The 13,748-nt window shown below is 61.1% G+C and carries 12 protein-coding genes and 1 pseudogene; 12 read left to right on the top strand and 1 reads right to left on the bottom strand.

The window, feature by feature from the left end:
- The first annotated feature begins 2 nt into the window (after positions 1–2).
- The 4 genes from KCG39_RS07215 to KCG39_RS07200 are packed head-to-tail and all read left to right on the top strand — an operon-like array spanning position 3 to position 3,769.
- Positions 3–977, top strand: a complete 975-nt coding sequence (locus KCG39_RS07215; protein WP_004119234.1) for an ABC transporter substrate-binding protein — start codon at positions 3–5, stop codon at positions 975–977.
- Complete coding sequence (locus KCG39_RS07210) at positions 974–2,011, top strand: ABC transporter substrate-binding protein (protein ID WP_004119236.1); 1,038 nt, start codon at positions 974–976, stop codon at positions 2,009–2,011. The genes KCG39_RS07215 and KCG39_RS07210 overlap by 4 nt, the downstream gene beginning before the upstream one ends.
- Complete coding sequence (locus KCG39_RS07205) at positions 1,992–2,987, top strand: ABC transporter permease (RefSeq protein ID WP_049115191.1); 996 nt, start codon at positions 1,992–1,994, stop codon at positions 2,985–2,987. Before KCG39_RS07210 ends, KCG39_RS07205 begins: the two co-directional genes overlap by 20 nt.
- Entirely contained in the window at positions 2,981–3,769 is a 789-nt protein-coding gene (locus KCG39_RS07200; RefSeq protein WP_004119243.1) for an ABC transporter ATP-binding protein, read from the top strand. Before KCG39_RS07205 ends, KCG39_RS07200 begins: the two co-directional genes overlap by 7 nt.
- A gap of 184 nt (positions 3,770–3,953) precedes the next feature.
- On the opposite strand, the gene KCG39_RS07195 is transcribed toward KCG39_RS07200, so the two are convergent.
- The gene (locus KCG39_RS07195; RefSeq protein WP_120787585.1) at positions 3,954–6,026 is read right to left on the bottom strand and encodes a TonB-dependent siderophore receptor; all 2,073 of its coding nucleotides are present in this window, start codon (positions 6,024–6,026) and stop codon (positions 3,954–3,956) included.
- Positions 6,027–6,530: 504 nt separating this feature from the next.
- On the opposite strand from KCG39_RS07195, the gene KCG39_RS07190 reads away from it, so the two are divergent.
- The 8 genes and pseudogenes from KCG39_RS07190 to KCG39_RS07155 all read left to right on the top strand — a co-directional run bounded on the left by KCG39_RS07190 (position 6,531) and on the right by KCG39_RS07155 (position 13,685).
- A complete protein-coding gene (locus tag KCG39_RS07190; RefSeq protein WP_004119255.1) occupies positions 6,531–7,352 on the top strand; it encodes an ABC transporter ATP-binding protein in 822 nt (273 codons plus the stop codon).
- Positions 7,349–8,374 (top strand): FecCD family ABC transporter permease, encoded by a 1,026-nt coding sequence (locus KCG39_RS07185; RefSeq protein ID WP_123829227.1) that lies wholly within the window; start codon positions 7,349–7,351, stop codon positions 8,372–8,374. The genes KCG39_RS07190 and KCG39_RS07185 overlap by 4 nt, the downstream gene beginning before the upstream one ends.
- Positions 8,371–9,423, top strand: coding sequence for a FecCD family ABC transporter permease (locus tag KCG39_RS07180; RefSeq protein WP_142468158.1), 1,053 nt, complete (start codon positions 8,371–8,373; stop codon positions 9,421–9,423). The genes KCG39_RS07185 and KCG39_RS07180 overlap by 4 nt, the downstream gene beginning before the upstream one ends.
- A pseudogene (locus KCG39_RS07175) lies at positions 9,414–10,387 on the top strand (ABC transporter substrate-binding protein); the annotation flags it as partial. The gene KCG39_RS07180 and the pseudogene KCG39_RS07175, both read left to right, overlap by 10 nt.
- Positions 10,384–11,283: a MurR/RpiR family transcriptional regulator gene (locus tag KCG39_RS07170; RefSeq protein WP_004119261.1), complete on the top strand. Its 900-nt coding sequence runs from the start codon at positions 10,384–10,386 to the stop codon at positions 11,281–11,283. The pseudogene KCG39_RS07175 and the gene KCG39_RS07170, both read left to right, overlap by 4 nt.
- 95 nt (positions 11,284–11,378) lie before the next feature.
- A complete protein-coding gene (locus tag KCG39_RS07165) occupies positions 11,379–12,146 on the top strand; it encodes a basic amino acid ABC transporter substrate-binding protein (RefSeq protein ID WP_087828219.1) in 768 nt (255 codons plus the stop codon).
- A gap of 65 nt (positions 12,147–12,211) precedes the next feature.
- Positions 12,212–12,979, top strand: a complete 768-nt coding sequence (locus KCG39_RS07160) for an amino acid ABC transporter permease (protein ID WP_004102832.1) — start codon at positions 12,212–12,214, stop codon at positions 12,977–12,979.
- Positions 12,963–13,685: an amino acid ABC transporter ATP-binding protein gene (locus KCG39_RS07155; RefSeq protein ID WP_087828250.1), complete on the top strand. Its 723-nt coding sequence runs from the start codon at positions 12,963–12,965 to the stop codon at positions 13,683–13,685. The genes KCG39_RS07160 and KCG39_RS07155 overlap by 17 nt, the downstream gene beginning before the upstream one ends.
- Positions 13,686–13,748: the final 63 nt, after the last annotated feature.

Genomic DNA, 13,748 nt, shown 5'->3' with positions numbered 1-13,748 from the left:
ATATGCGCAAACTTCATTTTACCCGTTTAGCCGGGGCGCTGATGCTGCTGGCGCTGAGCGGCTATGCGGCGGCTCAGGAGCGAATCACCCTGCGAATCGCCGATCAAAAGGGCGGCATGCGCTCGCAGCTGGAGGCCGCCAACGCCCTGCAGGATCTCCCCTACGAGATTAAATGGGCCGAGTTTCCGGCCGCCGCGCCGCTGGCGGAAGCGCTTAACGCCGGGGCGGTGGATGCGGGGATTATCGGCGATGCGCCGCTGCTGTTCGCGCTGGCTAACGGCGCGCCGGTCAAAGCTATCGCCGTCGATAAAAGCAACCCTGCCGGCACCGCGGTGCTGGTCTCGCCCGGCAGCGCGTTGAAGAGCGCCGCGGATTTAAAAGGCAAACGCATCGCCACCGGTAAAGGGTCGATTGGCCACTTTGTGGCGCTGAAAGCGCTGGAGCAGGCGGGGATTTCGCCGAAAGAGGTGCAGTGGGTGTTTCTCGGCCCGGTGGACGCCAAAGTGGCGCTGCTCAACGGATCGGTTGACGCCTGGGCGACCTGGGAACCCTATACCACGCAGTTGGTGAAGACCGCGGAAGGAAAGATTCTGGTCAGTGGTAAAGGGCTGCTGCCGGGCAACACCTTCCTGGCGGCAACCGATGATGCCCTGAAAGACCCGCAAAAACGCGCGGCCCTGCAGGATTACCTTACCCGCCTGGCCGGCGCCGAGCGCTGGGCCTACGCCAACCTTGATAGCTACGGTAAAACGCTGGGGGAGATTATTCGTTTCCCGGCGGATATCGCCCGCGCGCAGTTTGCCAATCGCCAGTCACAGTGGCAGCCTCTGGACGCACAGACGGTCGCTCAGCAGCAGTCGACGGCGAATTTTTACCTCGCCAACGGACTGATCCGCGCAAAGCTGGACGTGACGCCGACGTTTGATAACGGCTTTAGCGTGCCCGCCGCCCAGGCCCATGCGGAGGTGACGCCATGATGAAAGCCGCTTTTTCCCGCCGTCGTTTCTTACGCTTGACCGGCGGGCTCGCGCTCGCCGGGGCATCCCTGCCGCTTTGGGCTCACGATATGGCGGCCATGGCGAGCGGGGAAGAACATCCGGCGCTGCGCCTGGCGCAGCCGTATAAAATCAAGCTGGCGATTAACAAAAGCGCGGTGTGCCTGGCGCCGGTTGCCGTCGCCGAGCAGCAGAAGATCTTCAGTAAATACAATCTCGACGTGGAGTTCGTTAACTTCGGCAACTCGACGGACGTGTTGCTGGAGGCGATTGCCACCGGCAAGGCCGACGCCGGCGTCGGGATGGCGCTGCGCTGGCTGAAGGCGCTGGAGCAGGGCTTCGACGTGAAGCTCACCGCCGGAACCCACGGCGGCTGCCTGAACCTGCTGACGGCGAAAAACTCGCCGTTCGGCGGCCTGGAGAGCCTGAAAGGGCAAACCATCGGCGTCACCGATATGGCCGGGCCGGATAAAAACTTCTTCGCCATCTTGCTCAAGCGCCACGGCATCGACCCGATAAGCGATGTACAGTGGAAAGTCTATCCGGCGGATCTGCTCAGCGTGGCGCTGGATAAACGCGAAATAGCAGCCATCAGCGGCAGCGAGCCCTTTAGCTATCGCCTGCTGGCAACCGGCAAGTATCAGCTTATCGCCAGCAATATGACCGGCGATTACGCCAACCTGAGCTGCTGCGTACTGGGCGTCAGCGGTAGCCTGGCCCGCGATCATAAACCCGCCGCCGCCGCGCTCACTCAGGCGATTCTTGAGGCGCACAGCTATGCCGCCGCGCACCCGGAAAGCGTGGCGCAATCCTTCCTCGCCCATGCGCTGAATACCAATGAGGCGGAGGTCAGCGGCATTCTCCACGGCCAGGGGCACGGCCATCACGCGGTGGGCGAGGCGTTTGTCAAAGAGCTGACCCAGTACGCCGTAGATCTTCAGCGGGTGCAGGTCATTAAGCCGGGCACCGATCCCCATCAGTTTGCGGAGAGCATTTATGTCAACGTTTTCGCCTGAACGGGCGCTGGCGCGTGCGACAAGCGGCAGACCGCTGTGGACGGAAGGCCTGCTTGCCGCCGCGCTCTGGCTGCTGGGCGGCCTGTTTACCCTGGCCTGGCCCGATGCCGGGCGGCGCTGGCCGTTTAGCGAAGGGTGGGCGCTGGCGCAGTTCACTCTCGGCGGCGGGCTCTTGCTGCTGGCGCTGAGCTACCGCTACTGGCGGCAGCGCGGGGCTCGCCTGCAGCATGCTGGAAAGTGGCTGGCGCTGCTGCCGGTACTCTTTGCGCTGTGGGAGGGGCTGACGGCAAAGACGGCCTTTCTGCCGGTGCCGTTTTTCGCGCCGCCGCAAGCGCTGATTGAGGTACTGTACGATGACTGGCCGCGCCTGCTCGATAGCCTGCTGCATTCGCTGGGACTGCTTGGGCTCGGGGTGCTACTGGGTACCAGCTGCGGCTTTATCAGCGGGCTGGCGATCGGCTGGTCCCAGCGGATCGGCTATTGGGTGCATCCGGTGTTGCGTCTGCTGGGGCCGGTGCCGTCCACCGCGCTGCTGCCCCTGTGCCTGTTTATTTTCCCTTCCAGCTTCGGCGCCAGCGTATTCCTGATTGCGCTCAGCACCTGGTTCCCGGTGACCGTGCTGACCTGGTCCGGAGTGATCGGCATCGATAAGGCATGGTATGACGTCGCGCGGACCCTGGGCGCCAGCCAGCGCTTCCTGATCCTGCGCGTGGCGATCCCCGCCGCGCTGCCGAACGTCTTTGTCGGCCTGTTTATGGGGCTTGGCGCATCGTTTTCGGTGCTGATCGTCGCCGAAATGGTCGGGGTGAAATCGGGTATTGGCTTTTATCTGCAGTGGGCGCAGGGTTGGGCTGCCTATCCCAATATGTACGCGGCGCTGCTGGTGATGGCGCTGCTCTGCTCCGGCCTGATTAGCGGACTGTTTATGGTGCGCGACCGGCTGCTAAGCTGGCAGCGGGGAGGCATGCAATGGTAACCGTGAACGCAATACCTCAGGCGGCATCGGCCGGCGCGGCGGTGTCGATAAGCCATCTGCATCACGCTTTTAGCCTTGGTAAACAGACGGTGCCGGTGCTGGAGAACATCAGTCTGCAGCTGCGGCCCGGAGAGAGCGTCGCGCTGCTCGGCCCCTCGGGATGCGGTAAATCCACTCTGCTGCGGCTGCTGGCGGGACTGGAGCCGCAGCAGGCCGGGCAAATTCAGATTGATGAGGCGGCGATGGGCGGACCGGGGCCCGAACGGATACTGGTGTTTCAGGATCCGACCCTTTATCCGTGGCTGACGGTGCGGCAAAACGTGCTGCTGGGGCCGCAGGCGCAGGGGAAAAAGGGGCTTGAGCCAAAGGCCGATGCGCTGATTGCGCGAATGGGGCTGCAGGCGTTTAGCGAAGCGTGGCCGCGCCAGCTCTCCGGCGGCATGGCGCAGCGTGCGGCGCTGGCGCGCGCGCTGCTGAACGAACCGCGCCTGCTGCTGCTTGATGAGCCGCTGGGCAAGCTGGATTCGCTTACCCGCATCAGTATGCAGCGGGAGCTGATCGCTCTATGGCAGCAGCAGGGCTATACCAGCCTGCTGGTCACCCACGATATTGAAGAGGCGCTGCTGCTCTGCGATCGGGTGTTAATCATGTCACCGCGACCGGGACGGATTATCGCCGAGTTTGCGCTTCCGCTGGCGTATCCCCGCCATCGCGACAATCCGCTGCTGCTACAGCATCGGCAGGATATTTTGCGCATTCTTGGCCAGGGTGAGGACTGGTAAGGCAAGGCGTTATCCGGGGCGTGCTGATTCTGACCGTTTGGCGGGGATTCCCGGGGGCGGCGCGGTAGGGCCGCGCCTTGCCCGGGCTACAGGGAGTGCGCTGATGTTGCCCGGGCTAAAGGGAGCGCGCTGATTCTTGCCCGGATAAGGCGCAGCGCGCCGCGATCCGGGACAGGGATAAGGCTTAAAAATCCATCTTCACCGTAAACTGCACTTCCCGTGGGTCGCCGATCTGGTTACCGAGGTTGTTGGTGCCGATGGAGGAGGTGTAGTAGGTCTTATCAAACAGATTTTTCACGTTAACCTGTAGCGTCACCGGATATTGCAGCTTCATCTTATAGGCCGCAAACACATCCGCCACCGCATAGCCCTGCAGATAATAATCTGCGCCGTTGGTACCGGAACGTTTGCTTACCGCGCGACCGCCGCCGCCCACCGTCAGGGTATTGCTGTCGTAGACGTTGTGAATGTCGTAGCTCAGGAACAGCGAACCGGTGTGTTTCGGCACGTTCGGCAGCGGTTTGCCTTTGTAATCCGGATCGTCGGTGACTTTCGCATCGGTATAGCCGTAGCTGGCGATAACGCTCAGGTTATCGGTTAGCGACCCGGCCACGTCCACTTCGACGCCGCGGGAGCGTACCTTACCGGCGGTTTTTGCCACCGTCTCATCGCCCACGGATTCCGTGTAGAGGACGTTGCGCTTATCAATATCAAACAGCGCGATATTGGCGGTGATGCCATTGAACAGATCGAACTTCGCGCCCAGCTCGTACGCCGTGGACTCTTCCGGCGGCAGATTGCCAATATAGCTGGCGATGGAGGACTGCGGCATAAACGACTGCGCCACGTTACCAAACAGGGAGATGGACGGTGTCAGCTTATACACCAGGCCCGCTTTCGGCGTCCATTTCTGGTCGCTGCTGTCGGTATTGACGTTAAACGGGCGACCTTTCCCGGCGTACTGGGTGTAATACTGATAGCGCACTCCGGCAACGGCGATCCACTTATCGCTAAGATAGAGCGCGTCCTGGACGTAACCTGCATAACTCTCCTGCTGAATACGCTGATCGCTATCGGATGCCGAAACGCTGGAGCATTTGTCGAGCGTACCGTAGACCGGGTTGTAGATATTAAATCCCTTGACGTTCTTACAGCGGATCATATCGGTGCGCAGCAGATCGTAATTCTCATAGGCCAGGCCGGTGAGGATCTCGTTATAGAAGCCGCCAATGACCACGTTACCCTGTAAATCCGCCCGCGTAGCGTGCATCTTCTGGGTTGAACCGTGGGTGGCGTCGACGCGGCGGGTCAGGTTGCCGGTCGCCGAGTCGTAGGCCATGACCCGGGCCTGATCGTCGTTGTAATGATCCTGGCTGTAGCTGTAGTCGAAGCGGGCGGTCCAGGCGTCGCTGAGACGGTATTCGGCATTCAGCTGCGCGAGATCGGAATAACCGTCGGTAATATTAAACGGTTCATCAAAACGCGTTTTGCGATCGACGTTCACCGCATGGCCGGTGTTCAGATCGAAGATGGTGCCACGATCGAATGGGGTACTGTAGTTACGGTGAGAATATGAGACGTTCACCGTTGCGCGCTCGCCGAACCAGGTCAGGGAGGGGCTGATAAAGCTGCTCTTCTGTTTGCCGTAATTACGCCAGTAATCTTCATGCTGATATTCGCCAATCACCCGATACGCCAGCGGCGTCCCGTCGATGGGGCCGGTGACGTCGAACTGGCCGGTACCGCCGCCAAAGCTGGTGGAGGTGGCGGAGACGGAGCCGCCGAAGCTACGCTCCGGGCGTTTGGTGACGACGTTGATCAATCCGCCAGGGTCGAGAATACCGTACAGCGTCGAGGCCGGGCCTTTGAGCACTTCGACGCGTTCGGTGGCGGCGGTGAAGCTGCGCGGCAGCACGGTGCGCAGGCCGTTGGTCATGATCGAGCCGTCGCGGTTGGCGCCGAAGCCGCGGCGGGTGAAGGCGTCCTGAGTCCCGCCGAGGGTATTGGTTTGTACCACGTTGGCGACGTTATACAGCGCTTCGTCGAGGTTGGTCGCATGCTGATCCTCGAGCACCTGCTCGCTGACGGTATTGACCACCTGCGGAATATCCAGCATCGGCATGGTAGTCAGCGTGGCGGTCGAGGTATTAACCGGCTGGTATCCCTGGGTAGCGCGTTGCTGGGTGCCGTCAGCCACGACCGTTATGGTCTCGTCAGTGGTTTTTTTTGTTTTATCGGCGCTATTTTCCGCGGCCACTAATCCCGGTGAGGTGAAAAAAATCAGTGAAAAAAGCGCACGCCCTTTTAATGCCGAAAAAGGGCCATTTAATGGAATCATTTTTGTGTCTCGTGAACGAACCTCGCCTTTGCGGAGAGGTAAAGCCAATAAAATCATTGCCCTGAAAGAGAAAGCTATCTGTTATTAACGCCAGAAGGCGCGCAGATATGTAATTGAGAATCATTCAATCACGAAGGAATGTAGTAGTAAACGTTATGTAAGATAAAAAAGCGCCGACGCAAATAATCACTCACTCAGCGCTGAATAAGCAGAGCGGATAAAAATAATTCGTTGTTTTTATTGTTGATTAATCCATGTGCTGCAGGTGCGGTTGTTGGTAGTAGACCGCCATTGCCGATGCGGTCGCGGGGTATTGACTACTACATTCATCCGCCGCATGATCAAAAGAGAATGAGATGTATTTTTGTTTGAGTGCGGAACGAGCGGGCCTGGCGCCACGCCGTTGCGGCGCGGGAGCGAGTTATGCCACAGCGGGTGTTGCCTGCAGAGCAGGGAATCGTCCTCGATTCCCTGTCGGCCGGATATGGCCAGACGCTAATTGTCGATAATATTCATCTGACCATCCCCCACGGGAAAATGACGGTACTGGCCGGCGCTAACGGCTCGGGGAAATCGACGCTGCTGTCGACCATCGCCCGGATGCTCAAGCCGCTGGGCGGCTGCGTACGTCTGGACGGCGAGGTGATTCATCAGCTGCCGACCCGTGAGGTGTCCCGTAGGCTGGGCATTCTGCCGCAATCGCCGCTCACGCCGGAAGGGCTGACGGTGTTTGAACTGGTTTCCCGCGGGCGCTATCCCTGGCAGGGTCTGATGCGTCAATGGTCCGAGGCCGATGAACGGGCGGTAGAAGAGGCGCTGCGGCTCACCGGTACCGCCGAGTTTGCCCATTTAGCTGTTGATAGCCTCTCCGGCGGCCAGCGTCAGCGCTGCTGGATCGCGATGGCGCTCGCCCAGCAAACGGCGACGATTCTGCTGGATGAGCCCACCACCTGGCTTGACCTGCGCTATCAGGTCGACATTCTCGAACTACTGCAAACCTTAACCCGCGATCATGGCCGCACGGTGGTCACCGTCCTGCATGACCTGAACTTCGCGGTGAACTACGCCGACCTGCTGGTGTTTCTTAAAAAAGGGCAGATCGCCGGGGTGATTAATGAACAGGAAATCTGTACGCCGGAGCTGATCAAAATGGTCTTTGACGTGGACGTGCAGATGTCGCTCAATCCGCAGACCGGTAAGCCCTTTTTTATGCCGTTCCGCGCCCGTGAAGAGAAGGCGTTATGAGCGCCTCCGCGTTGTTCCTGCAGCGCCGGCAATCCCGGCCCCGGCTGGCGCTGGCGCTGCTGAGCCTGCTGCTGCTGGGCGGCTCGCTGGTGCATCTCGGGCTCGGCGCGCGCTGGATTGCGCCGCAAACGGTGCTGCAGGCGCTGCTCCATTACGATCCGCGCAACTTTGACCACCGCATCATCGTTGATTTACGTCTGGTACGTCTGGCGGCGGCGCTGCTTACCGGCGCGGCGCTCGGCGTGGCGGGGCTGCTGCTGCAAACCGTGATCCGCAACCCGCTAGGCGAGCCGCATATTCTCGGCCTTAACGCCGGCGCTTCGCTGGCGGTAGTGGCGACGTCGGCGCTGGGAGTCAGCCTCGGCGGCGTGGCGTTAACCAGGCCGCTCACCGCCGCCTGCGGCGCGGCGCTGCTGTTTGGCGGCGTGATGCTGCTGTCGTCGTCCGGGCGCGGCGGCGTTACGCCGCTGCGCATTACCCTGTGCGGGGTGGCGCTGTCGGCCTTTGCCTCGGCGGTCACCGCGGCGATTCTGATCCTCGATGAACAAACGCTGCTGGCGATGCGTACCTGGCTGGCGGGCGATCTTGCCGGGCTGAACTGGCAAACGCTGCGCGCTGCGCTGCTCCCGGCGCTGGCGGGAGTGACGATCGCGCTGGCCATCGCGCCGCGTCTGAACGTGCTGGCGCTGGGCGATAAGGTCGCGCTGGGGCTGGGGGTAAAGATTGTTCAGACCCGCCTGCTGGGGCTGGCCGCCATTGCGCTATTGTGCGGCTCGGCGGTGGCGGTGGCCGGACCGATCGGCTTTGTCGGTCTGGTGGTTCCGCACGTGGTACGTCGGTTGATTAGCGAAGATATTCGCCTGGCGCTGCCGCTGGCCGCCCCGGTTGGCGCCCTGGTGCTGCTGCTGGCGGATATCGCCGCTCGTACGTTGGTCGCACCCCAGGAGCTGGCAACCGGCGCGATGACCGCGCTGGTGGGGGCGCCGGTATTTATTTTTATCGCCGCGAGGTTTTTTAAATGAAAAGCGCCGCCCGTCGCGCCGGTTTTCGGCCGCTTGTCTGCGGCGGCTGGTATCTTTTGCTGCGGCCAGCGGCGTTAAAAATCGCTGCCGGCATGCTGCTCGTTATCCTGCTGCTGGCGCTGTTTGGCCTGACCCGCGGCAGCTTCCCGATGCCTTCCGGTACCCTGTTTCGCGCGCTGTTGGGTGCGGAAAGCGTGGGCGAACAGCAGCGTTTTATCCTGTTTGATATCCGCCTGCCGAGGCTGTTTATGGCGCTGCTGTGCGGGGCGATGCTCGGCCTGGCCGGCGCGGCGATGCAGAGCATTACCCGCAACGGTCTGGCGGATCCCGGGCTTATCGGGGTGAAGGAGGGGGCCAGCATTGTGGTTCTGGCGCTGGTGCTGTTCTTTCCGGCGGTGGGCCTGGTCTGGCGGCCGCTGGCGGGTATGCTCGGCGGCGTGCTGGTGGCGCTGCTGGTTCTGGCACTGGCCCGCGACTGTTCGCGCCCGCGCTTTATTCTCATCGGCATCGGCGTCTCCTGGACGCTGGCGGCGGCGGTCGGCATTTTTATGACTACCGCCGACGTGCGCGATGTACAGACGGCGATGATCTGGCTGGCGGGCAGCCTGCATGCGGCGACCTGGCCGCTGTTGGCCGTCGCTTTTTGCTGGGCGCTGCCCGGGGCGCTGATCCTTTTTTTGACCGCCAGGGCCGCCGATGCGGCGCTGCTCGGCGACCGCGCGGCCATCGGACTCGGGGTACGCCTGCAGCAGCTCACCCTGCTGCGTTTCTTCGCGCCGGTGCTGCTGACCTCCGCCAGCGTCTCCTGCGTCGGGAGTCTCGGCTTCGTTGGCCTGATGGCGCCGCATATGGCGCGCTTTCTACTGCGCGGCGGCCAGGTGGCGCTGCTCTGCGGCAGCGCGCTGATCGGCGCGCTGCTGGTGCTAGCCACCGATACCATTGGCCGACTGGCGTTCGCGCCGCTGCAGATACCGGCAGGGATCGTGATTGCTCTGGTCGGCTGTCCGTTTTTTATCGTTCTGCTCTGGCGTCGCCGTGATGCCCTGTAAATCAAAAAGGATCGCTATGCGTTGGTTCGTTTCTCTGCTGGTGCTGTTGGCGGGCGTCGCCTCGGCCGCCGATACGCAAACCTTCACCGACGACTTAAGTCGCACGGTGACCGTTCCGCTGCACCCGCAGCGCATTGTGTCGATGCACGATCTGGATATCACCATTCCCCTGATTGAGCTTGGCGTCCCGCCGGTGGCCAGCCACGGGCGGACTCGTCCGGACGGCAGCCACTTTTTACGCGCCAGCGCGCAGCTGACCGGGATTGATTTCGATAACAGCGCGATTCAGTTTATCGGCACGGCGGATATCGACCTCGAAGCGGTGGCCGCCGCGAAACCGGACCTGATTATCACCGAACCGAGCCGCCACGTCTCGGTGGAGCAGCTGGAGAAGATTGCGCCAACGGTCAGCATCGATCATCTGCAGGGCAGCGCGCCGCGCATCTACCGTAAGCTGGCGCAGCTCACCGGTACCCAGCCGCGGCTCTTAATCCTCGAACGCCGCTATCAGGCGCAGATAGCCCAGCTAAAGGCGATGGTGGATACGCAAAACATTGTTGTCTCGGTGATTCAGGCCAACAACGGCAAGGTGACCGTGCATCACTCCTATCATGCGCTGGGCCGCGTGCTGCGCGATGCCGGATTCCGCTTCCCGCCGCTGATTGACAACATCCCTGAGGGCCAGCGCATTGACGTCAGCGCCGAGCAGCTACCGGAGCTGGATGCCGATTTTGTGTTTGCCACCTGGCGCTCCGATACCGGCGGTAAGCCGCAGGATGAGCTGCGGGCGATGGAGGGCGTGATGCCGGGCTGGTGCGACTTTATGCGCGCCTGCCGTACCGGGCGCTATATACTGCTGCCGCGTGAGGAGGTTATCTCTAACTCCTACGCCGCGCTGTCGCTGATGGTCGCCCAGGTGCAATCGCACATTGCCGGTCGTCCCTTACCCGAGGGGCTGAAATGAAAACGGCGGTCAAAAGAGAGAAGGGGCGGGTTGACCTGTTCGGCGAACGTTTTCGCGCCCGCGCGCATCAGCTGTCGCCGCGTCTGCTGGCGGTAGCGAGCTATATCAACGATAACCGGGAAGCGGTACTGGAGCGCACGGCCATGGAAATCGCGAGCGCGACCAACACCTCGGACGCCACGGTGGTGCGCGCCATCCAGGCGCTCGGCTTCGCCGGCCTGCGGGAACTGAAGCAGACCATGGAACGCTGGTTTGGCCCGTCGGCGACCTCGTCGGAAAAGATGATTTCAACGGTGAGCGCGCTCTCCAGCGATGTCCATTCGAGCATTGATTTTGTCCTTGAGGGGCATCAGCGGGCCTGCGAAGTGCTGTCGCGACCTGACAACCGCGCGGCGGTAGCTCAGGCGGTGGCGCTGCTGACCGGCGCGCGCCAGGTGGGCATTTTCGGGATCGGCGCCTCGGGCATACTGGCGGAATATACCGCCCGGCTGTTGAGCCGCATCGGCCTGCCTTCGTACGTGATGAACCGCACCGGCTTCAGCCTCGCCGAGCAACTGATCGGCCTGCAGCGCGGCGACGTGCTGATTATGATGGGGCAGAAGTCGCCGCACCGGGAGGGGATGACGACCCTGCGCGAAGCTCGCCGTCTGGGGATCCCGACGATTTTACTCACCCAGGCGCTGGACTCCCGCTTTAGCCAGCAGGCGCAGGTGGTGATTGAGGTGCCGCGCGGCGGCGATAACGGACGGGTGCCGCTGCACGGGACGGTGCTGGTATGTCTGGAGATGATCGTGCTGTCGGTGGCCTCCACCGCGCCGCAGAAGACGGTGAAATCGATGAAGCGGATCAATGAATTGCATCGGGCCATCGGGAAATCCGGCGGTAAACGAAGCTAAACGGCAGATAATTTACCGTCGGGAAGGTTTCCGGTTGCATGCCATGCTGACAGTGTGTATTTTTATGCAAAATTAATGCATAAAACGGAGTTGTCATGGTTAAGAAGTGGATGAAAGCATGCTGCCTGGCGGCGGCGATGATCGGCACCGCCCACGCGGCTCAGCAAACTTACGTGGTGGGTTCCGGCGGAACCTATCGCCCGTTTGAGTTTGAGAACAGCCAGAAACAGCTGGAAGGGTTTGATATCGATATCATTAAAGCGATCGCCAAAGCGGAAGGCTTTGATATCAAACTGGTCAATACACCGTGGGAAGGGATCTTCGCCACCCTGAGCACCGGCGATCGCGACATTATTATCTCCGGGATCACTATCACCGATAAGCGTAAGCAGATGGTGGATTTCTCCGCTCCTTATTTCCCGGCCGAGCAGTCCATCGTTGTGCCGGCGGATTCAAAAGTGACCTCCCTTGAGGCGCTGAAAAGCGAGAAAGTCGGGGTGGTGAACTCCAGCACTGGCGATATCGTGGTTTCCGACGTGCTGGGCAAGAACAGCACCGCGATCAAGCGTTTTGATAATACTCCGCTGATGCTGCAGGAGCTGTTTGAAGACGGCGTCAGCGCGGCGGTCGGCGACGTCGGCGTGGTGAAATACTACATCAAGCAGCATCCGGAGAAGCAGTTTAAGCTGGTGCCGGATGCCAAATTTGAGCGCCAGTACTTCGGCATCGCGGTAGCGAAAGGCAACAGCGAGCTGCAGGCGAAGATCAACGCCGGTTTACAGAAAATCATCGCTGACGGCACCTACGCCAAAATCTATAAAACCTGGTTCGACGAGAACGTCCCGACGCTGCCAGCGCAATAATTCGCATTTTTATTTTCATCACGGCTATCGACTCTGGCGATAGCCGTATTTTTTAGGGAAGGGCTATGACGGGATTCCGTTGGGAGATCATTGAGGAGTACGGTCCGCTGTTTATGGACGGTGCCCTGATGACCATTAAATGTACCATTATCTGCGTGATCCTCGGCACCCTGTGGGGGCTGACCCTCGGGCTGGGGCGGATGGCGAAAGCCGAGCACGGGGTATGGAAATACGTTCTGCGTTACCTGGTGCAGTTTCCGGTGCGCTTTTACGTCAGCGCGTTTCGCGGTACGCCGCTGTTCGTGCAAATTATGGTGGTGCACTTCGCGCTGGTGCCGCTGTTTATCAACCCGCGCGACGGACTGCTGGTGACCAGCGGCATGATGAGCGCTGATTTCGCTCGCGAGCTGCGCTCAAACTACGGCGCGTTTCTCTCCTGTATCGTGGCGATTACGCTAAACGCCGGGGCCTACGTCTCCGAAATATTCCGCGCCGGGATCCAGTCGATCGATAAGGGGCAGATGGAGGCCTCCCGCGCGCTGGGAATGCCGTGGTGGAAAACCATGCGTCAGGTGATTCTGCCGCAGGCGTTTCGCCGCATTCTGCCGCCGCTGGGCAACAACGCCATCGCCATCGTCAAGGACTCCTCGCTGGCGTCGGCCATCGGTCTGGCGGATCTGGCTTACGCCGCGCGCACCGTTTCCGGCGCCTACGCCACCTACTGGGAACCCTACCTGACCATCTCCCTGGTTTACTGGGTCATTACTTTCCTGCTGGCGCAGCTGGTTAACCGTCTGGAAAAGAGGTTTGGCAAAAGTGATTCACATTCGTAATTTACACAAGCGTTTCGGCGACAGCCACGTTCTGCGCGGTATCAGCTGCGATATCAAACCGCAGGAAGTGGTCTGTATTATCGGCCCGTCCGGTTCCGGAAAAAGCACCTTCCTGCGCTGCATGAACGCGCTGGAAACCGTCAGCGAAGGCGAGGTTGAGGTGAACGGCTTTGCCGCCCACGATCGCGCGACCGATCTGAATAAGATGCGGGAAAGCGTCGGCATGGTCTTTCAGCGCTTCAATCTGTTCCCGCACAAAACGGTGCTGGAAAACCTGATTATGGCCCCGATGAGCCTGCGCGGCATGGCGCGCGCGGAGGCGGTGCGTCTGGCGGAAGAGCTGCTGGCGAAGGTCGGGCTGAGCGACAAGCGCGACGCCTGGCCCTCCAGCCTCTCCGGCGGGCAGCAGCAGCGGGTGGCCATCGCCCGCGCGCTGGCGATGAAACCGTCGATTATGCTGTTCGATGAGCCTACCTCGGCGCTCGATCCTGAGCTGGTGGGCGATGTGCTGGAGGTGATGAAAAACCTCGCTAGCGAAGGGATGACAATGGTCATCGTGACCCACGAAATGGGCTTTGCCCGCGAAGTGGCCGACCGGGTTATCTTTATCGACCAGGGCATCATTCAGGAAGAGGGAAAACCGGCGCAGATCTTTAGCGCGCCGACTAACCCGCGCACCGCCGCGTTTTTAAGTAAAGTGCTGTAATCAATAACGCCCCCGGCGCGCGCCTGCGCCGCCGGGGAGAAGATCTTACGCGGAAGGTGAAAG

It is taken from the genome of Klebsiella pasteurii (assembly GCF_018139045.1).
GTDB lineage: Bacteria > Pseudomonadota > Gammaproteobacteria > Enterobacterales > Enterobacteriaceae > Klebsiella > Klebsiella grimontii.
The sequence above is the reverse complement of the archived record's forward strand: the minus strand, read 5'-3'. Positions and strand labels throughout refer to the sequence as shown.

Bases quoted from the DNA above. Each gene is read 5' to 3' on its own strand.
- KCG39_RS07210 (WP_004119236.1), top strand. From the start codon at position 974: ATGATGAAAGCCGCTTTTTCCCGCCGTCGTTTCTTACGCTTGACCGGC.
- KCG39_RS07165 (WP_087828219.1), top strand. From the start codon at position 11,379: ATGGTTAAGAAGTGGATGAAAGCATGCTGCCTGGCGGCGGCGATGATC.
- KCG39_RS07215 (WP_004119234.1), top strand. From the start codon at position 3: ATGCGCAAACTTCATTTTACCCGTTTAGCCGGGGCGCTGATGCTGCTG.
- KCG39_RS07205 (WP_049115191.1), top strand. From the start codon at position 1,992: ATGTCAACGTTTTCGCCTGAACGGGCGCTGGCGCGTGCGACAAGCGGC.
- KCG39_RS07200 (WP_004119243.1), top strand. From the start codon at position 2,981: ATGGTAACCGTGAACGCAATACCTCAGGCGGCATCGGCCGGCGCGGCG.
- KCG39_RS07185 (WP_123829227.1), top strand. From the start codon at position 7,349: ATGAGCGCCTCCGCGTTGTTCCTGCAGCGCCGGCAATCCCGGCCCCGG.
- KCG39_RS07190 (WP_004119255.1), top strand. From the start codon at position 6,531: ATGCCACAGCGGGTGTTGCCTGCAGAGCAGGGAATCGTCCTCGATTCC.
- KCG39_RS07180 (WP_142468158.1), top strand. From the start codon at position 8,371: ATGAAAAGCGCCGCCCGTCGCGCCGGTTTTCGGCCGCTTGTCTGCGGC.
- KCG39_RS07160 (WP_004102832.1), top strand. From the start codon at position 12,212: ATGACGGGATTCCGTTGGGAGATCATTGAGGAGTACGGTCCGCTGTTT.
- KCG39_RS07170 (WP_004119261.1), top strand. From the start codon at position 10,384: ATGAAAACGGCGGTCAAAAGAGAGAAGGGGCGGGTTGACCTGTTCGGC.